General features: G+C 66.3%; 14 protein-coding genes. 11 read left to right on the top strand and 3 right to left on the bottom strand.

Annotated elements, in window-relative coordinates; genetic code table 11:
• Nucleotides 1–118 precede the first annotated feature (118 nt).
• Both J5837_RS02735 and J5837_RS02730 read left to right on the top strand, forming a co-directional pair.
• The gene (locus J5837_RS02735; RefSeq protein ID WP_342345492.1) at nucleotides 119–1,753 is read left to right on the top strand and encodes a glycoside hydrolase family 43 protein; all 1,635 of its coding nucleotides are present in this window, start codon (nucleotides 119–121) and stop codon (nucleotides 1,751–1,753) included.
• Nucleotides 1,754–1,815: 62 nt separating this feature from the next.
• On the top strand, nucleotides 1,816–4,482 hold the full coding sequence (locus tag J5837_RS02730; protein ID WP_244755778.1) for a glycoside hydrolase family 3 C-terminal domain-containing protein: 2,667 nt from the start codon (nucleotides 1,816–1,818) through the stop codon (nucleotides 4,480–4,482).
• A 28-nt stretch (nucleotides 4,483–4,510) separates the two neighbouring features.
• On the opposite strand, the gene J5837_RS02725 is transcribed toward J5837_RS02730, so the two are convergent.
• Complete coding sequence (locus J5837_RS02725; RefSeq protein WP_210535182.1) at nucleotides 4,511–5,545, bottom strand: SMP-30/gluconolactonase/LRE family protein; 1,035 nt, start codon at nucleotides 5,543–5,545, stop codon at nucleotides 4,511–4,513.
• Nucleotides 5,546–5,728: 183 nt separating this feature from the next.
• On the opposite strand from J5837_RS02725, the gene J5837_RS02720 reads away from it, so the two are divergent.
• The 9 genes from J5837_RS02720 (at nucleotide 5,729) to J5837_RS02680 (ending at nucleotide 17,434) form a co-directional block, all read left to right on the top strand.
• Entirely contained in the window at nucleotides 5,729–8,275 is a 2,547-nt protein-coding gene (locus J5837_RS02720; protein ID WP_210535181.1) for a glycoside hydrolase family 9 protein, read from the top strand.
• 287 nt (nucleotides 8,276–8,562) lie between these two features.
• Nucleotides 8,563–10,047, top strand: coding sequence for an MFS transporter (locus tag J5837_RS02715; RefSeq protein ID WP_210535180.1), 1,485 nt, complete (start codon nucleotides 8,563–8,565; stop codon nucleotides 10,045–10,047).
• Between the two features lie 17 nt (nucleotides 10,048–10,064).
• The gene (locus J5837_RS02710) at nucleotides 10,065–11,102 is read left to right on the top strand and encodes a glycoside hydrolase family 43 protein (RefSeq protein ID WP_210535179.1); all 1,038 of its coding nucleotides are present in this window, start codon (nucleotides 10,065–10,067) and stop codon (nucleotides 11,100–11,102) included.
• The gene (locus J5837_RS02705; protein ID WP_210535178.1) at nucleotides 11,092–11,979 is read left to right on the top strand and encodes an aldose epimerase family protein; all 888 of its coding nucleotides are present in this window, start codon (nucleotides 11,092–11,094) and stop codon (nucleotides 11,977–11,979) included. The genes J5837_RS02710 and J5837_RS02705 overlap by 11 nt, the downstream gene beginning before the upstream one ends.
• 19 nt (nucleotides 11,980–11,998) lie before the next feature.
• Complete coding sequence (locus J5837_RS02700) at nucleotides 11,999–12,973, top strand: alpha/beta hydrolase (RefSeq protein ID WP_210535177.1); 975 nt, start codon at nucleotides 11,999–12,001, stop codon at nucleotides 12,971–12,973.
• The gene (locus tag J5837_RS02695) at nucleotides 12,970–13,986 is read left to right on the top strand and encodes a glycoside hydrolase family 43 protein (RefSeq protein ID WP_210535176.1); all 1,017 of its coding nucleotides are present in this window, start codon (nucleotides 12,970–12,972) and stop codon (nucleotides 13,984–13,986) included. Before J5837_RS02700 ends, J5837_RS02695 begins: the two co-directional genes overlap by 4 nt.
• 360 nt (nucleotides 13,987–14,346) lie before the next feature.
• Entirely contained in the window at nucleotides 14,347–15,027 is a 681-nt protein-coding gene (locus J5837_RS02690) for a response regulator transcription factor (protein WP_210536112.1), read from the top strand.
• 4 nt (nucleotides 15,028–15,031) lie between these two features.
• Entirely contained in the window at nucleotides 15,032–16,357 is a 1,326-nt protein-coding gene (locus tag J5837_RS02685) for a sensor histidine kinase (RefSeq protein WP_210535175.1), read from the top strand.
• Nucleotides 16,358–16,462: 105 nt separating this feature from the next.
• Complete coding sequence (locus J5837_RS02680; RefSeq protein WP_210535174.1) at nucleotides 16,463–17,434, top strand: MlaA family lipoprotein; 972 nt, start codon at nucleotides 16,463–16,465, stop codon at nucleotides 17,432–17,434.
• Between the two features lie 94 nt (nucleotides 17,435–17,528).
• Here J5837_RS02680 and J5837_RS02675 read toward each other — a convergent pair whose 3' ends face one another.
• Together J5837_RS02675 and J5837_RS02670 are read right to left on the bottom strand one after the other, a co-directional pair.
• A complete protein-coding gene (locus J5837_RS02675) occupies nucleotides 17,529–17,915 on the bottom strand; it encodes a nuclear transport factor 2 family protein (RefSeq protein WP_210535173.1) in 387 nt (128 codons plus the stop codon).
• A gap of 110 nt (nucleotides 17,916–18,025) precedes the next feature.
• A complete protein-coding gene (locus tag J5837_RS02670; protein WP_210535172.1) occupies nucleotides 18,026–18,448 on the bottom strand; it encodes a hypothetical protein in 423 nt (140 codons plus the stop codon).
• Nucleotides 18,449–18,544 lie beyond the last annotated feature (96 nt).

Below are 18,544 nucleotides of genomic sequence, written 5' to 3'. Positions count from 1 at the left end.
GATACGCCCCCCCCTTCGCAGAAAGGGGGCTAGGGGGGATTTGCTTTTCCTCCGGCAAAGCGCAAATCCTCCCGACCCCCTCTTTCAAAGGGGGAGGAGTTTGCTCCTGACTTTGCTGGTGCTTGTGGGTATTCCTGCCCATGCCGCCGAACCGGTTCGCATCGACTGGTTCGAGTACACCGGCAAGGATGCGGCCTTCGACGCGCCGCTGCCGCCGAAGCACTACCGCAATCCGATCCTGGCCGGTTTCCATCCCGACCCCAGCATCACCCGCGCCGGCGACAGGTTCTACCTGGTCAACTCGACCTTCGCGTACTTCCCGGGCATTCCGGTGTTCGAAAGCGAAGACCTGGTCAACTGGAAACCCATCGGCCACGTCATCGATCGTCCATCGCAACTCGATTTCGATGGGCTGGGCATTTCGCGCGGCGTGTTCGCGCCGACCATCGAGTATCACGGCGGTACCTTCTACGTGCTCAACACCGCGGTCGACAATGGCGGCAACTACCTCGTCACCGCGAAGAACCCGGCCGGGCCGTGGTCCGATCCGGTATGGCTGCCGACGGTCGGGGGCATCGACACCTCGCTGTTCTTCGACGACGACGGCAAGGTCTACCTGCTCAACAACGACGAGCCGGAAGGCAAGCCGTTTTACGAAGGCCATCGCGCGATCTGGCTGCGCGAGTTCGACATCAAGAAGTTGCAACCGGTGGGCGAAGCCAAGGTCGTGATCAACGGCGGTGTCGATCTGTCGAAGAAGCCGATCTGGATCGAAGGCCCGCATATCTACAAGCGCGACGGCTGGTACTACCTGTCCTGCGCCGAGGGCGGAACCGGCCCGCAGCACTCGCAGGTGGTCCTGCGCAGCCGCAATGTGTGGGGTCCTTACGTTGCGTACGAAAAGAATCCGATCCTGACCCAGCGCGACCTGCCCGAAGACCGCGCCGAGCCGGTGACCAATGCCGGCCACGCCGACCTGGTCGAGGGTCCGGACGGGCGCTGGTGGGCCACCTTCCTGGCCAGCCGCAACTACGGCGGTACGCACTACAACACCGGCCGCGAAACCTTCCTGCTGCCGGTGGAATGGCGCGATGGCTGGCCGGTGATCCTCGGGAGCGGCCGCGCGATTCCGCGTGCGGCCCCGGGACCGTCGTGGATGCGCGGCGATGCGAGGCAGGCGCCGCTGAGCGGCAACTTCACCTGGCGCGACGAGTTCGACAAGGCCAGGCTCGATCCGGCCTGGCTGTACGTGCGCGTGCCGAAGACCGCCTGGACCGATTTCGCTTCCGCTCCCGGCAAGCTGACGATCCATCCGCTGGCCGAGAACCTCGACACCCAGCGCAACCCGTCGTTTCTTGCGCGGCGCCAGCAGCACCTGGTGTTCGAAGCCAGCACCGCGCTGGACGTGCCGCAACGGCCCGGCGTCGCCGCGGGCCTGGCGGCCTACCAGAACGAAACCCACTGGTACTTCCTCGGCGTGCGCCGCCAGACGGGCAAGGCGCAGCTGTTCCTGGAACGGAACACGGGCGGGAAGATCGAGACGATCGCCGACATGCCGATCGATGCGGGCACGAGCCTGAAGCTGAAGATCGCCGGCAACGCAGGCGCTTATTCGTTCGCCTACGACGCCGATGGCAAGGGCTGGCGCCTGCTGCGGCAGGACGAGGCCGGCACCCTCCTCAGCACCGACGTGGCAGGCGGCTTCGTCGGCGCCACCCTGGGGCCGTACGCGCGCAGCGAAACATCCGAATAGAGCAACGGGAGACGAAGATGGGCTACGCCAACAAATCCCTGGCCGTCTGCATTGCGGCCGCAATGTTGTGGGCTGTACCGAAAGCCGGCCACGCACAGGCGCAAACGCCCGCGCAGGCCACGCCGGCGTACCTCGACACCACGCGCAGCTTCGAAGCGCGTGCCGCCGACCTGGTATCGCGGATGACCCTGGAAGAAAAAGCCGCGCAGATGCAGAACGACTCGCCGGCGATCGAGCGCCTCGGCCTGCCCGCCTACGACTGGTGGAACGAGGCGCTGCACGGCGTGGCGCGCGCCGGCGAGGCCACGGTGTTCCCGCAGGCCATCGGCATGGCCGCCAGTTTCGACGTCCCGCTGATGGACCAGGTATCGGCCGCGATCAGCGATGAAGCCCGCGCCAAGCACCAGCGCTTCCTCGCCGAGGGCAAGCACGGTCGTTACCAGGGCCTGACGTTCTGGTCGCCGAACATCAACATCTTCCGCGACCCGCGCTGGGGCCGCGGCCAGGAAACCTATGGCGAGGATCCGTACCTGACCTCGCGCATGGGCATCTCCTTCGTACGCGGGTTGCAGGGCATGGATCCAGCGACCGGCGCACCGCTGGACCCGCACTACCGCAAGCTCGACGCCACCGCCAAGCACTTCGCCGTGCACAGCGGCCCGGAAGCCGACCGCCACCACTTCGATGCGCGTCCGTCGAAGCGCGACCTGTACGACACCTACCTGCCGGCATTCGAAGCGCTGGTCAGGGAAGGCCATGTCGATGCGGTGATGGGCGCCTACAACCGCGTCTACGGCGAGTCGGCCAGCGCCAGCCAGTTCCTGCTGCGCGACACGCTGCGCCGCGACTGGGGCTTCAAGGGCTACGTGATGTCCGATTGCTGGGCGATCCGCGACATCTGGCAGAACCACAAGATCGTGGCCACTCCTGAGGAAGCGGCCGCGCTGGCGGTGAAGAACGGCACCGAGCTCAACTGCGGCAGCACCTATGCCAAGCACCTGCCGGTGGCGGTGAAGCAGGGCCTGATCGGCGAGGCCGAACTCGACAAGGCCTTGACCACCTTGCTCGCCGCGCGCATGCGCCTGGGCATGTTCGATCCGCCGCAGCAGGTGAAGTGGACGCAGATCCCGTACTCGGTGGTGCAGTCGCCCGAACACGACGCGCTGGCGCGGAAGATGGCGCAGGAATCGATCGTGCTGTTGAAGAACGACGGCGTGCTGCCGTTGTCGCGCGACACCCGGCGCATCGCCGTGATCGGCCCCACCGCCGACGACACCATGGCCCTGCTCGGCAACTACTACGGCACCCCGGCAGATCCGGTCACCCTGCTGCGCGGCATCCGCGAAGCGGCCCCGCGGGCCGAAGTGGTCTACGCGCGCGGCGTCGACCTGGTCGAAGGCCGCAACGACCCGACGGCCACGCCACTGATCGAGGCCCAGTACCTGCGCCCGCAGAAAGGCTCGAGCGAGCGCGGCCTGCGCGGCGAATATTTCCGCAACACCGAGCTATCGGGTACGCCGGCGCTGGTTCGGGTCGATCCGGTGATCGGCTTCAACTGGGACCGCGGCTCGCCGACCGACAACCTGCTGGCGCGCGGCGAAGCCGGTCCCGGAGAAGCGGTACCCGACGACAACTTCAGCATCCGCTGGAGCGGCCAGCTGCTGCCGCCGGTCTCGGGCACCTACGAACTGGAAGCGTCCGCCGACGACGGCGTGCGCGTCTACCTCGACGGCAAGCGCGTGATCGATCGCTGGCAGCAGGCCGACCGCCTGACCGCGAGCCGGGCCAGCGTGCCACTGCAGGCCGGACGCGCCTACGCCATCCGCGTCGAGTACCGCGAAGGCGAACGCGATGCCGGCGTGCGCCTGGCCTGGCGCATGCCTGGGGCGAAGCCGCCGTTCGAGGAAGCGGTGCAGGCGGCGCGCGATGCCGACGTGGTGGTGTTCGCCGGCGGCCTTACCGGCGACGTCGAAGGCGAGGAAATGAAGGTCGACTACCCGGGCTTCGCCGGCGGCGACCGCACCGACATCCACCTGCCGGAAACGCAGCGCAAGCTGCTCGAAGCGCTGCACGCGACCGGCAAGCCGGTGGTGCTGGTACTGACCACCGGTTCCGCGCTGGCGGTCGATTGGGCCAAGCAGAACCTGCCGGCGATCCTGGTCGCCTGGTATCCGGGCCAGCGCGGCGGCAATGCGGTGGCCGACGTGCTGTTCGGCGACGCCAATCCGGCCGGACGCCTGCCGGTGACCTTCTACAAGGCCGACGAGAAACTGCCCGCGTTCGACGACTACGCGATGCGCGGCCGCACCTACCGCTACTTCGACGGCGAACCGCTGTTCGCCTTCGGCCACGGTCTGTCGTACACGAGCTTCGCCTACTCGGGCCTGGCCCTGGATCGCAGCCGCGTCGGTGCCAAGCAGGCGGTCGAGGTGTCGGTGAAGGTGAAAAACACCGGCGCGCGCGCCGGCGACGAGGTCGTGCAGTTGTATCTGAAGCCGCTCGATCCGAAGCACGATCGCGCCCGCCACGAGCTGCGCGGTTTCCAGCGCATCCACCTGCAACCGGGCGAGGAACGCAGCGTGCGCTTCGCGATCGTCCCGGCAAAGGACCTGCGCAGCTGGGACGAGCAGCGCAACGCCTACGCGGTGGACCCGGGCGCGTACGAAGTGCAGGTCGGCGCGTCGAGTGCGGACGTGCGCGCGACGACGCGGCTGACGGTGACGAAGTAGGCGGCGGCGGAGAGCGACTGCGCGCGACTCACTGCGCGAATTCGACCCCGCGCGCATTGACCCGCACCCGTGCCAGGAACGAGTGCGAGGTCATGTACAGCGTGCGGCCGTCGTCGCCGAAGGCGCAGTTGGCGATGGCGGTGCCGGTTTCGATCCGGCCCAGGCGCCGGCCTTGCGGGTCGAACACGATCACACCGCCGGGGCCGGTGGCGAACAGCGTGCCGTCGGCGGCGATGGCCATGCCGTCGGGCAGGCCCTGCACGCCTTCGCCCATCAGGTCGCTTGCGTCGGCGAACACGCGCTTGCCGACGACCTCGCCCCGAGCGTCGAGCGAATAGGCCATCCAGACCGGTCGCGCCGGATCGGAGTTGGACACGTACAGGGTGCGCTGGTCCGGCGACAGGGCGATGCCGTTCGGGAAGGCCAGCGAATCGTCGAGCAGATGCACGCTGCCATCGGGGTCGAGCCGGTACACGCCACTGAAAGGCAGCTCGCGCACCGGCGATTTCTCGATGTCCTTCAAACCGTACGGCGGATCGGTGAAGAAGACCGCGCCATCGACATTGCGGACCAGGTCGTTCGGGCTGTTGAAGCGCTTGCCGCCGTAGCGCGACGCCAGCGGGGTCTTGGTCTTCGTCTCCGGATCGAGCTCGGCGACCAGGCGTGAACCCGAATCGGCCAGCAGCACCTTGCCGTCGGCTTGCGCGGACAGGCCGTTCGCGCCGGCTTCGCGCAATTCCTGCAGCGGCGGACCGGCGTAGCCGGAAGGCTTGAGCAGCACAGAGAGGCCATCGCGCCGCGACCAGCGGTACAGGGTGTTTTCCGGTACGTCGGTGAACAGCAGGTAGGCGCCTTGCTTCACCCATGTCGGCCCTTCCGACCAGGTGAAGCCTTCGGCGACCTTCTCGATCTTCGCGCCGCCGGGCACAACGCGATGGAAGGCCGCGTCGTAGACGCTGAATTTGCCGATGCCCGGCGCTGCCGGTGTCGGCGCGGGGGAGGTCGCGCAGGCCGCTTGCAGCAGCAGGACCGGGATCAGGATCGTGCGGTAGATCGATGGCATCGGGGACTCCATGCGCGGGCCGATTGACACACTGCAGCAAGCATTTTCGCCGGAAAACGGCATCATCGCAGCCGAATGATAGCGCTAACAATGTGTCGTGCTCATGCGGCGGCGCGCGCCATGCCGCATGCGCCCGGCCGTGTGGCGCCGCGAATTCGGAACAGCCACGAACCGGACGAAACGATGCGCAACATCAACGCGATGCTGTGGATGGCCCTGTTGCTCTCCGCGCCGATCCAGGCGCAGGACCTGCGCCTGAACGCGCAGGACTATTTCGAGGCGCGCGGTGCCGAGGTGCTGGTGTTCGCGAACACCCCCGGCGGCCTGTTCAACGACGCCAAGACCGGCGGCATCGAGCTGGTGCACCACGGCGAGCGCACCGCCACCAACGGCGACGTGCGCCTCAACCGCACCCCGGAGCAGTGGGATGCGATCGCCGAACTGGTCGAACGCAAGGTTGACGCCGCGCACCAGCGCATCGAAACCCGGATGCGCTACCCGCAGTTCGATTTCGACTATCGCATCGAAGTGCAGGGTGGCGGCGACGGCGTGACAGTGCGCGTGCTGCTGGACAAGCCGCTGCCCAAAGCGCTGCAAGGCCGTGCCGGCTTCAACTTGGAATTCGTGCCGGTGGCGTATTTCGGCAAGAGCTACCTGGTCGACGGCAAGACCGGACTGTTCCCGCGCCATCCGTCGGCCTTGATGGACGCCGATGCGGACGGCGCGACCGAACCGCGCGCCATCGCCAGCGGCAAGCGCATCGTGCTGGCGCCGGAAGATCCGCTGCGCCGCGTCACCGTGCAGGCCCGCGGCGAGACCATGCTGCAGCTGTACGACGGCCGCAACAAGGCGCAGAACGGCTGGTACGTGCTGCGCAGCCCGCTGCCGGCGGGCAGGACCGGCAAGGTGATCGAATGGCAGGTTAACGCCAACACCGTGCCGGACTGGTTGCGCGCGCCGGTGATCGCCCATTCCCAGGTCGGCTACCACCCGGCGCAGGACAAGATCGCGGTGATCGAGCTCGACCGCAACGACACGCCGCAGCGCAGCGCGCGGCTGGTCAAGATCGAAGCCGACGGTAGCGAGAAGACTGTGTTCGAAGGCCCAGCCACGGCCTGGGGCCGCTGGCTGCGCTACAACTATCTGCGCTTCGATTTCTCCCAGGTACGCGAACCCGGCCTTTATCGCGTGGACTACGGTGCGCAGCGCGGCGACCCGTTCCGCATCGACGCCGACGTCTATGCCGACGTGTGGCATTCCACCCTGGACGTGTACCTGCCGGTGCAGATGGACCACGTACGCGTGCGCGAGGGTTATCGCACCTGGCACGGCGCCTCGCATCTGGACGACGCGCTGCAAGCGCCGCCGAACTACGAACACTTCGACCTGTATGCGATGGGCGCGCAGACGGATACGAAGTCCGCGCCCTTCGAGCACATTCCCGGCCTCAACGTCGGCGGCTGGCTCGATGCCGGCGATTTCGACATCCGCACCCAGACCCAGTACCACCTGGTCGGCATGCTGGTGCAGACCTGGGAGCGGTTCCGGCCGCAGCGCGACACCACCACGGTCAGCCAGCAGGCGCGCTACGTCGAACTGCACCGCCCCGACGGCAAGCCCGACCTGCTCCAGCAGATCGAACACGGCACCCGCTACCTGCTGGCGCAATACCGCACCGTCGGTCATGCCATCCACGGCATCGTCGAGGCGCACCTGTACCAGTACCCGCACCTGGGCGACGCGCTGAGCAAGACTGACGGCTTGGTCTACGACAAGTCGCTCGATCCGCACGCAGCGCAGCGCCATCCCGGGAGGATGTTCGTGCCCATCACGCAGTCGCCATCGCCAGAGCAACTGGTGACTCGGCGCGAAGGCGAGCGCAGCGGCGAATTCGACGACCGTTGGGCCTTCACCACCCGCGCCTCGGCGCTGGACTACGGTTCGGCCGCGGCGCTGGCGGCCGCCAGCCGCGCGCTGCGCGGCTACGACGATGCGCTGGCGGACGAGGCGCTGCGCACGGCGCAGAAGGTGTGGGACGAGGAGCAGTCGCGCCCGCCGTACACGTTCAAATTCGGCAACACCACCGGCGGGCCTCTGGCCGACGAGGAATTCAAGGCCGCGGTCGAACTGCTGCAGGCCACGAAGCAGGACAAGTACGCCAGGCGCGTGGCGGCCTTGCTGCCGGAAGTGGGCACGCGCTTCTTCGGCGACAACGTGGCGATCGCGGTGCGCGCGCTGCCGATGATGGATGCCGGCTACAAGGCGAAGCTGCGCGAACTGGCGCAGGCCTATGTCGTCGGGCTGCGCAAGAGCCAGCAGGAAAACCCCTTCGGCGTGATCGTCACCCGTGCCGGCTGGGCCGGCAACGCCGCCGTGGTGACGCAGGCCATCGCCAACGACTACCTGCGCCGCGCCTTCCCGGACCTGCTCGACCGCGCGGATGTGTATCGCGGCCTGGACTATCTGTTCGGCACGCATCCCGGTGGGGACCATTCCTTCGTCTCCGCGGTTGGCGCGAAATCGCAGCTGGTCGCCTACGGCATGAACCGCGCCGATTTCTCCTACATCGCCGGCGGCGTGGTGCCCGGCGTGCTGGTGCTGCCGCCGGACCTGCCGGAAAACCGCACCAACTGGCCATTCTTCTGGGGCCAGAACGAGTACGTGGTGGACCTGGGCGGCAGCTACCTGTACCTGGCCAATGCAGTGCAGGAGCTGCTGGCGAAAGAGTGATCGCGGCCCATAAGGAGGCACTGCCGATTGCTGCTTTGCAGCGTGCGGAAGAAAATATGGTAGCGCTAACATTCACTCCGGTAGGCGGGGATTCGAAGGGTTCGCGCTTTCCGCAATCCGACCGGACCGCAAGACCGAACCGGGCCCCGTATCGGCGCGGTGGAGGATGCAGTAATAACAGGCAAACACCGCGGCCCGTTCCGGCGTGACGCCGGCGCGGCCCGCGCCTTGTCCGGGAGCGGCTCGCGCCGATCTCCGGTCCCTACGCAAAACCTGCAGCGGTGGTCATGAACAGCACTCCGGAAAAACTTTCGGTTGTCGAAAAGATCGGCTACAGCCTGGGCGACCTGGCGGCGAACCTGATCTTCCAGACCCTGGTCACCTTCCTCGCCTTCTTCTACACCGATGTGTACCGGATCCCCGCCGGCACCGCGAGCACGGTGATCTTCGCCGGCGGCCTGCTCGGCGCGTTCGTGTTCACCCCGGTGATGGGCCTGGTCGCCGACCGCACGCGCACGCGCTGGGGCAAGTTCCGGCCGTGGATCCTGTGGACCGCGATCCCGTTCGGCGTGCTCTCGCTGCTGGCGTTCAGCACGCCGGACCTGGGCGAAAGCGGCAAGGTGTTCTACGCGCTGGCCACCTACACCCTGCTGGTGGCGGTGTATGCGGCCAACAACCTGCCGTATTCGGCGCTGTCGGGCGTGATCACCGGCAGCATGGCCGAACGCAACAGCCTGTCGTCGTACCGCTTCGTCGCGGTGATGGTCGCGCAGTTCGTGATCCAGGCGCTGCTGCTGCCGCTGGTGCTGATCCTCGGCGGCGGCGACAAGGTGCAAGGGTTCCACAACACGATGGCGCTGTTCGCGATGGCAGGCACGGTGTGCTTCCTGATCACTTTCTTCACCACCAAGGAGCGCGTGGTGCCGGAAGCGGCGCAGAAGTCGAGCGTCCGTCAGGACCTGGGCGACCTGGCGCGCAACCGTCCGTGGCAGGTGATGCTGGCGCTGACCATCCTGGTGTTCGTCACTCTGGCGTTGAAGGGCGGCATGTACGTGTACTACTTCAAGTACTACCTGGACGAGACGGCGCTGGCCACGTACCTGCAGGACATCGGCTTCAACGGTTTCATCGCCGGGCTGAACTCGCTGCTGACCGGCCTGGGCCTGACCGAATTCCAGTGGCCGAAGGACGCGCCGACCTCGGCGCTGAGCCTGTTCAACGGCGGCGGCATCATCCTGATGATCGTCGGCATCGGCTTCTCCAAGCCATTGGCCGATCGCTACGGCAAGCGCAACGTGTTCGGCGTGTTCCTGCTGCTGTCCACGCTGTGCCTGCTGGCGTTCCTGTTCCTGTCGCCGCGGTCGGTCGGGCTGGCGATGCTCGCGCAGCTGCTGCACGGCTTCCTGTACGGCATCACCATCCCGCTGCTGTGGGCGATGGTGGCCGACGTGGCCGACTGGTCGGAATGGAAGAACCACCGCCGCGCCACCGCGATCGTGTTCTCGGCGATCCTGATCGGGCTGAAGCTGGGCCTGAGCATCGGCGGCGCGCTGGTCGCGGCGATCCTGGCCCACTACGGCTACGACCCCGACCTGCCGGCGCAGGCCGAGCAGACGGTGCAGGGCATCCGCCTGGCGGTGAGCGTGTACGCCTCGCTGCCGTTCCTGGCCTGCGTGGCGCTGCTTTTCATCTACGAGATCGACAAGCGGATGGAGACGCGGATCGAACACGAACTCGGCCAACGCCGCCGCGCCGCGGATGCGACCGCGTGATTCCCGGTACTTCGCCCATGACCGACATCCAGACGCACGACGAAAACCCGACGCCCGGCGCCGACCTGGCGCAACTGTCGGCGCACGAGATCTCCAAGCCCCTGGTGACCCACATCTACACGGCCGATCCGTCAGCGCACGTGTTCGAAGGGCGCCTCTACATCTATCCCTCGCACGACATCGATGCCGGTGCGCCGTTCGACGACGAAGGCGGACATTTCGGCATGGAGGACTACCACGTGCTGAGGATGGACTCGCCCCAAGGCGAGGTCACCGATTGCGGCGTCGCCCTGCACGTGCGCGACGTGCCGTGGGCGGACCGGCAGATGTGGGCACCGGACGCCGCAAGTCGCGACGGTCGTTATTACCTGTACTTCCCCGCCAAGGATGCGCACGGACTGTTCCGCATCGGCGTGGCCGTCGCCGATCGTCCCGAAGGTCCGTTCGCCGCCGAGCCGGAGCCGATCGAAGGCAGTTATTCGATCGACCCCGCCGTGTTCGAGGACGACGACGGTGCGCACTATCTTTATTTCGGCGGCATCTGGGGCGGGCAACTGCAGAAGTACCGCGACAACCGGTACGACGAAGCGCATGCAGAGCCCGTCGGCGGAGCGCCTGCACTCGGTCCGCGCATTGCGCGCCTGGACGCCGGCATGACGCGGCTGGCCGAGCCTTCGCGCGAGATCGTGATCCTCGACGAACACGGGGAACCTCTGCACGCCGACGACCATGCGCGCCGGTTCTTCGAAGGGCCATGGGTACACAAGTACGACGGCAGGTATTACCTGTCGTATTCCACCGGCAACACGCACCTGTTGTGCTATGCGGTCAGCGACAGCCCCTACGGGCCTTTCACCTACGCGGGCGTGATCCTGAATCCGGTAGTGGGCTGGACCACCCACCATTCGATCTGCGCCTTCGAAGGGCAGTGGTACCTCTTCTATCACGATGCACTGTTCTCCGGCGGCGTCACCCACCTGCGCACCGTGAAATGCACGCCGCTGCAACATGATGCGAATGGGCAGATCGCTACCATCGACCCTTATGGCGGCTGATCCCTCGCCCGAGCCGCGGAACGACGCCTTGGCGCCGATGCCGCCGGGGCCGCTGTCGTGGCTCCGGCGTGGCCAGCTGGAGGTCGCACTGGCGCCGCAAGCCGGCGGGCGCATCGCACAGATCCGCTTCGCGGGCGTGGACTGGCTGGTGGAGCCCGACGACGTCGCGCCCGCCGCCATCGCCTGGGGCTGCTATCCGATGGTGCCTTGGGCGGGACGCGTGCGCGGTGGACGTTTCGATCTGGATGGCCGTGCGTATGCATTGCCGGTGAACTTCGGTGGCCACGCGATCCATGGCATCGGCTTCTCCCGGCCCTGGCGGATCGACACGCTGGAGGCCGACAGCGCCGCCCTCTCGCTGGCGCTTCCGCACGACGACTACTGGCCGTTCGGGGGCACCACGACGCAATCGGTGCGGCTGCTGGAAGACCGCCTGTACCTCGAGCTTGCCGTGCAGGCCGGCGACTGCGCAATGCCGGCGGTGCTGGGCTGGCATCCCTGGTTCCGCAAGCCTGACCGTCTGACCTTCGCGCCTGCGGCGATGTATCCGCGGGACGCGGAAGGCATCGCCACGCTGCCGCGCGTGCCGCCGGTGGCCGGTCCCTGGGACGACTGTTTTGTGGCGGAGGGCGAGATCGCGCTCGCACGCGGGGACCAGCGCATACGCCTGCAGGCCGATACCGATCATTGGGTGGTGTACGACGCGGACGCCCATGCGACCTGCGTCGAGCCGCAGACCGGCCCGCCCGATGCATTCACGCTTGCGCCGCACGTGTTGCAGCCGGGGCAGCACCTCCGCCTTGCCTTCGAGCTCGCATGGTGCGCGGACGACGAGTGCGTGGCGGCGCGTAGCAAGGCCGACCACGCTGTTTCCTGATTACCGCAGGAGAACCACGATGCGCCCCAGTCGCACCCGCATGACCCCCATCCAGCGCATCGCCCTGGCGGCGCTATCGTGGATGTGCGTTGCAGCCCACGCCCAGGACGATGCGATGACCGCCATCGCCACGCCGGATCAGCCGACTGCGATCGTGCTCGGCACCGGACCAGGGCCGGCGGCGCCGCAGGCGGAAGCCTGGCATCGCCAGTACGGCAGCGTGTTCGCGCGCAACGTCAGCGTGGCCACGCTCACCCCGTTCCTGCCGGATCCGGCCAAGGCCACTGGCACGGCCGTGATCGTCGCGCCCGGCGGCGGCTTCCGTTCGCTCTCGATGCAGAACGAAGGCTGGGACGTGGCGCGCGCGCTGGCCGACCGTGGCGTGGCCGCCTTCGTGCTGAAGTACCGGCTGCAACCGACGCCCGCCGACCTGGACGGTTTCGCGCGCTCCATGCGCGAGATGCTTTCCGGCCCGGCGCCCGCGCACCGGATCGATCCGGCGGCCTCGATCCCGCAGCTCGCTCCGCAGATCGCCGATGCGCGCGCCGCGTTCGCGCTCGTGCGCGGTCGCGCGGAGGCATGGGGCGTCGATCCGCAGCGCATCGGCATGGTCGGTTTCTCCGCGGGTGGCATGCTGACGCTGGCCACCGTACTCGCCGGCGAAGACGCCAGGCCGGCCTTCATCGGCAACATCTATGGACCCCTGGCGCCGCTCGACGTACCGTCCGATGCGCCGCCGCTGTTCGTCGCGATCGCCGCCGACGACGGCCTGTTCGCCGATGGCGGATTCGGCCTGATCGAGCGTTGGCGTGCGGCGCGCCGGCCCGTCGAATTCCATCTGTACGAGCAGGGCGGGCACGGCTTCGGCATGTATGCCAAGCCGACGACGAGCACCGGCTGGTTCGACGCCTTCGCGGCATGGATGAAGATGCACGGCTGGCTGGAACAGGCGGGGAAGGGCAACCGCATCCGCACGAAGGAGCAGGCGCCATGACACCGTATCGCCTCGCGTTCGCCGCATGCCTTGCCGCCGTGCTGATGCTGCCATGGGTATGCGAAGCGTTCGGGCAGGAGCCGTCGGCCCCCACACCGCGGTCGAATCCGCTGTTCCGCGACAAGTTCACCGCCGATCCCGCCCCGCTCGTGGTGGGCGACCGGCTCTATCTCTACGTGGGCCACGACGAAGCGCAGCGCGACGAGATGTTCAACATGCGCGAGTGGCTGGTCTACTCGACCGCGGACATGGCGACCTGGGTCGACCACGGCCCGATCATGAAGGTGAAGGACTTCGCCTGGGCCAAGGCCGATGCCTGGGCGTCGCAGGTGATCGAAAAGAACGGCAGGTTCTGGTTCTACGCCGCCGTGGAGCACGACGATACGCATCCGGGCAAGGCCATCGCCGTCGCCGTATCGGACAGCCCGACGGGCCCGTTCGTCGATGCGAAGGGTTCGGCGTTGATCACCAACGAGATGACGCCCAAGGGCACCCACAGTCGGGAAGACATCGATCCGACCGTGTTCACCGACGACGACGGCACCACCTGGATCGCATGGGGCAATCGCCAGTGCTACATCGCCAGGCTGAAGCCGAACATGATCGAGATCGACGGTCCGATCACCGATATCACGCCGCCGCACTTCGAAGAGGGCCCGTGGCTGCACAAGCGGGGTGCGATGTATTACCTGACCTACGCCTCGCTCGATCGCGCCAAGCACCGCGACGAGAAGGTGTCCTATGCGACCGCGCCGTCGATCCGGGGACCCTGGACCTACCGCGGCGAACTGACCGGCTCGGGCAAGTACAGCTTCACCATCCATCCCGGCATCGCCGAGTTCAAGGGCCGCTGGTACCTGTTCCTGCACAACGCCACGCTCGCCATCGGCGACCAGAACGGCGCCATCGGCAGGCGCGCGGTCACCGTCGAGTATCTGCAATACAACGCCGACGGGAGCATGAAGCCCGTATTGCAGACCGAAGCGGGCATTTCCGTTCCGCCACCGCGGTAGCTTGTCGTCCTGGCCAGGCATCGCCTGGCAAGGATGCAGTCGAACCACGCAAGGCCGGCGGCATGTCTGGTCTTTGCGAAACATGCCGCATGCGACATTTCCACGACATCCGCGCCACATCATCGCGCCGGTGGGAAAACGGCGGCGGTGGCACCGCGCGTTCGTCGCGGTTCGGCAAACGGCTTCGCGGCAGGAATCCGGGAAGCCATCCTTGGTGGCCACGGTTGGCAAGGTGCTAGAGTCGGTCGCTCGCCATGCAAGTCGGCGACATTCCTGGTGACCGACGCTACTTCCGACATATCGCGAACGATCCTGGAGCAGGTGATCATTGCAGGCGAACCGGCCGTGAATAAAGCATCCCTGTCGATCCTCATCGTCGAGGACAACGCGCAACTGGCAGCCAACCTCTACGACTATCTGGAGGCGTGCGGGCACAGTCTGGATGCCGCGCCGGACGGCTTGTCCGGGCTGCACCTGGCATCGTCCAGGGACTACGACGCGATCGTGCTCGACTGGAACCTTCCCCGCCTGGATGGACTGACGGTGCTGCGGAGGTTGCGGCGCGAAGCGAAGAAGCGGGTTCCCGTCATCATGTTGACCGCGCGGGATCAGCTGGGCGACAAGATAGATGGATTCGATTCGGGTCTGGACGATTTCCTGGTGAAACCGGTCGCCCTGCCCGAGATCGAGGTACGCCTGAGATCGCTGGTTTCCCGCCTCAAGCAGTCCGCTGTTCCAGACGACATCCTCGTGGTCGGCGATCTCCAGTACCACATGGGAACGATGGAGATCCGGCGCGCGGGAAGGAAGATCGCCTTGACCCGGATCGGACATCGGCTGCTGGAGCTGCTCATGAGGGAAAGTCCGAACGTGGTGACGAGGCCACGTCTGGAGCGGGCGGCGTGGGGAGACCATCCGCCCGGGAACGACCTGCTGCGCTCGCACATGCACGTGATTCGCCGGGCGATCGATTCGGATGCGGAGAGGCCGCTCCTGCATACCGTTCCGGGGGCCGGCTACAGGCTCTGCGACCTCGGATAGGACCATGCCCAAGATCGGCAAGCCGCACGGCGTCCACTGGTGGATCAGCGTCGCCCTGATCTTGTTCGGGTTCGTCGCGTTGGTGGCATTGGCTGCCCAGAGCATCAGCGGCCAGCTCCTGGTCATGCACCCCTACTGGGTCGACTTGCTGGAATCCGTGTCCGCGGACCATGCGGCACGGGTGCGCGAAGGCCGAAGCGGCTCCCTGCCGAGCGAAGGCATCGTCCGATCCTGGTACGTGGAGAATGGAAGCGGGCCGCCACACCTACCGGCTTACCTGGCCAAGCTGCCGCCCGGCAACTATTCGACGGAGGGCAGCTACAGAAGCTTTTTCAAAGAGGTTCCGGACTTCCGCGGCACCGGCGCCTTCCATGCACGGGTCGTCGCGCTCCCGGCGGGCCGGCTCGTCACGGTGATCGATATCGAGAAGCTGGAAAGCCAGCAAAACCGCTATGCAATGATGAGCGTCGTCTGGGCGGTCCTTCTCGTCCTGCTCATCGGCGGAGCGATCGCGTGGCTGCACGCAAACCTGGTCCGGCCGGTGCGGGACCTGGCGAACCGGATGCGGACGATGGATCCCCAGGACAGAGGCTCCCGGCTGCCGACGGACTACAAGCGGGAAGAAATCCAGGTGATCGCCCAGGCCAGCAACGCGCATCTGGAACGCGTCGATCAGTTCATCAACCGGGAACGCAGCCTGCTGGACCAGGCCAGCCACGAATTCAGGACCCCCATCGCCGTGATCGCGGGGGCGGTCGACGTGCTCAAGAAGATCCGGTTGCCTGACGCATCGCGCCCTGCGCTGGAACGGATCGAGCATGCGGTCGAGGATCTGTCGGAAACGATGGTTGCATTGCTGTACCTGGCACGCGAACCGGATTCCGGGCCGATCGACGTCACCGTGCTGCACGAATTCCTTCCGCGCCTGGTCGGCGACCACGAACACCTGTTGCGCGGCAAGAGTGCGGAGTTGCGGGTGGGCGAACTGGAGCCCACCTTCATCGCCGCGCCCGAATCGATGGTACGCATCGCCGTAAGCAACCTGATACGCAACGCGATCGAGAACACCGAAGTGGGTCACGTCGAGGTGTCGTTGAAGAACGGCGTCGTTTCGGTGACCGACTCGGGTAGCGGATTCGATCCGGTCGAGGCGGCGCGGCGTTATCGCGACAGCCTGCGCCAATCGACGCCCGTTCGCGGACAGGGGCTCGGCTTATTCCTGATCGGCCGCATATGCGACCGTTTCCGCTGGATGCTCTCGATCGATGCGGCCATTGCGGGCGGCACCCGGGCCACGCTGGACGTCACCGCCAGCGCTTTCGCGCCTTAGCCGGATTTCCGGGGCGTTCGCCACGCCGGGAAGCAATACGACATTTTGGCGACATCGCCGGTTCACCCTGTCTGCCCAGCCATGGAACAGACCGGGAGTGCCTCGATGCAGTTTCCAAATTCCCTCTTGTTCGCCGCAGCCTTCCTGGCCGTCAGTGGCTGCGCAAGCCCTGGCGGTCACCTGGGTCAAACCAGCGGCGTACCTGTCGTGCAGGAAGTTGCGGAAGGCGACACGACGGATGATCCCGTCGCGCTTCCACCGCTGCCAACCGTTGAGCTGGAACCGGCAATGGCGGTGGTGCCAGAAGAAAGCATCGGCGCGTCCGCCGCTGCGGGGACACCCGTCGCTCACTCGCTCATGATCGATGTCGCGCCCGCGGGTCAGCCACCGGATTCGTCGCACGGCGGGGGACTACCCGAGGTCGAGCAGGATGCCCATGCGCTTTACACGGACGCCGTCCTGCGCGACCCATGGGAGAAATACAACCGGAGAATCCATCGGTTCAACAACCTGTTTGATCGATACATCCTCCGGCCGTTGGCCAAAGGCTATGCGAACGCCGTGCCGGCACCGGTGAGGTCGGGCGTATCGCGCTTCTTTTCCAACCTGGGAACGCCGGCGACCGCGCTGAACCAGCTGCTCCAAGGCCATCCCGTTCATGCATTGCAGTCGTTGGGGCGATTCACCGTCAACACGACTGTCGGCATTGTCGGCGTGCTCGACCCCGCGACGCGCATGAGGATACCGAAGCGCGATGAAGAGGACTTCGGGCAGACGCTCGCAACCTGGGGTTGGCGTGATTCGCGCTATCTGGTGATGCCGCTCCTGGGTCCGCGTACGGTGCGCGATGCCGCGGCCGTCGCAGCGGACCGGCGGCTTTCGCCCCTCGCATACGTCGAGGATGGGCAGGCGGCGGGCGCATTGCAATTGCTCGAGATCGTCGATATGCGCGCCGGACTCCTGCCCATGGACGAGGCCAGGCGCACGGCTTATGACGAGTACGCACTGGTGCGCGATGCCTGGGCACAGCGTCGCACGCAGCGGATCGAACAAGACCTGCGACGCGATGGCGATTGAACGGGCCGGGGCAGAATAGGTGACGCGAGCGTGAGCGCCGCCGCTCAGATGGATCATCCGGAAAGCCAGGCGCCGCTCCGGCTGCGCCAAGGCATCAGTGCGCTGGCTCGGCCGTGCTTTCGGTGTGCATGACGCATCGCCATTGCCCGTCTATCTTCACCCACGTGGACGTATCGTAGACATCCATCTGGACCGGCTTTCCCTGCATCTCCAACTTCTGGTCCACGCGGTAGGTCGCGATCGCAACGTCCTTTCGAGGGAAGATGACGTCCATATCCGACATCGCGTAGCTGACCAGCTTGTACTTGTCGTCGCTGGCCATCCGGGTATAGGTGGCGTGATCGAATTTCCTCGCGCCGTGGCCGCTGACCACCACGGCAGGCTCGGTGAGCATGTTCGTGGCGACTTCCGGCATGCCGGCGATCAGGGAGTCCCAGAATGCCCTCTCCAAGCCTTCGATTTCGTTCTGCTGTTCGTTCATGGCGTGCTCTCCATCCAGCGACGAGTGGTTACTAGATCGGATGTGGGGTTACCGAGAGGTGAGACTGTCGGTAAGCGTTGGCAACATCCGGCCGTCGGTTGCAGGCGGTATTACGTATCGCGGTATTCCTGGGTCGAGCCCGGGCCGATCCCAAAAACGACCGCGCCAGAAGCGCGAGAGGGCCTGTCATTCGTTTCGGGAGAGCGGCGGGAACCTGCCGGGGTCGCATTTCCGGGGGGCGAAGCATCGAGCTTGTTCCACACTGCCTGCAGCAGGTGTTTCATCGATGGCCAGGGAAGTCGATCTCCCTCGGGCATTCGAGTCTTGTATCTCTCCTCGAGCGCGACCCAGAGCTCGTCCAGTGGCCTTCCCTGGTGCTGGACAAAGGCGTCGTACGCGAACTTGAAACTCTTCACATATCTGCTGAAGGGCTCCCCATCATGGAAATCGCATTCGGGCAGCGCTCGCATCCAGTAAGCCAGCTCCGCCTCGACGTCGATGGCCGACCGAGGGTGATTGGAACCGTTCGGCATTTGTCTCTCCAGTCGCAAAACCACGCGCTGAATACGCACGGTCTCATAAAGAAGCTGGCGAGATAACGTTAGGTAATCGTTATTCCGTGATTGACG

The organism is Pseudoxanthomonas helianthi, from assembly GCF_017939625.1.
GTDB lineage: Bacteria > Pseudomonadota > Gammaproteobacteria > Xanthomonadales > Xanthomonadaceae > Pseudoxanthomonas_A > Pseudoxanthomonas_A helianthi.
Note: the sequence above shows the minus strand (reverse complement) of the source record. Positions and strands in the feature narration are given on the sequence as shown.

What these genes read in the sequence shown, in the direction of transcription:
- J5837_RS02680 (WP_210535174.1), top strand. Translation starts at nt 16,463, where the DNA reads ATGCAGTTTCCAAATTCCCTCTTGTTCGCCGCAGCCTTCCTGGCCGTC.
- J5837_RS02685 (WP_210535175.1), top strand. Translation starts at nt 15,032, where the DNA reads ATGCCCAAGATCGGCAAGCCGCACGGCGTCCACTGGTGGATCAGCGTC.
- J5837_RS02720 (WP_210535181.1), top strand. Translation starts at nt 5,729, where the DNA reads ATGCGCAACATCAACGCGATGCTGTGGATGGCCCTGTTGCTCTCCGCG.
- J5837_RS02700 (WP_210535177.1), top strand. Translation starts at nt 11,999, where the DNA reads ATGCGCCCCAGTCGCACCCGCATGACCCCCATCCAGCGCATCGCCCTG.
- J5837_RS02715 (WP_210535180.1), top strand. Translation starts at nt 8,563, where the DNA reads ATGAACAGCACTCCGGAAAAACTTTCGGTTGTCGAAAAGATCGGCTAC.
- J5837_RS02705 (WP_210535178.1), top strand. Translation starts at nt 11,092, where the DNA reads ATGGCGGCTGATCCCTCGCCCGAGCCGCGGAACGACGCCTTGGCGCCG.
- J5837_RS02725 (WP_210535182.1), bottom strand. Translation starts at nt 5,545, where the DNA reads ATGCCATCGATCTACCGCACGATCCTGATCCCGGTCCTGCTGCTGCAA.
- J5837_RS02695 (WP_210535176.1), top strand. Translation starts at nt 12,970, where the DNA reads ATGACACCGTATCGCCTCGCGTTCGCCGCATGCCTTGCCGCCGTGCTG.
- J5837_RS02730 (WP_244755778.1), top strand. Translation starts at nt 1,816, where the DNA reads ATGTTGTGGGCTGTACCGAAAGCCGGCCACGCACAGGCGCAAACGCCC.
- J5837_RS02710 (WP_210535179.1), top strand. Translation starts at nt 10,065, where the DNA reads ATGACCGACATCCAGACGCACGACGAAAACCCGACGCCCGGCGCCGAC.
- J5837_RS02670 (WP_210535172.1), bottom strand. Translation starts at nt 18,448, where the DNA reads ATGCCGAACGGTTCCAATCACCCTCGGTCGGCCATCGACGTCGAGGCG.
- J5837_RS02675 (WP_210535173.1), bottom strand. Translation starts at nt 17,915, where the DNA reads ATGAACGAACAGCAGAACGAAATCGAAGGCTTGGAGAGGGCATTCTGG.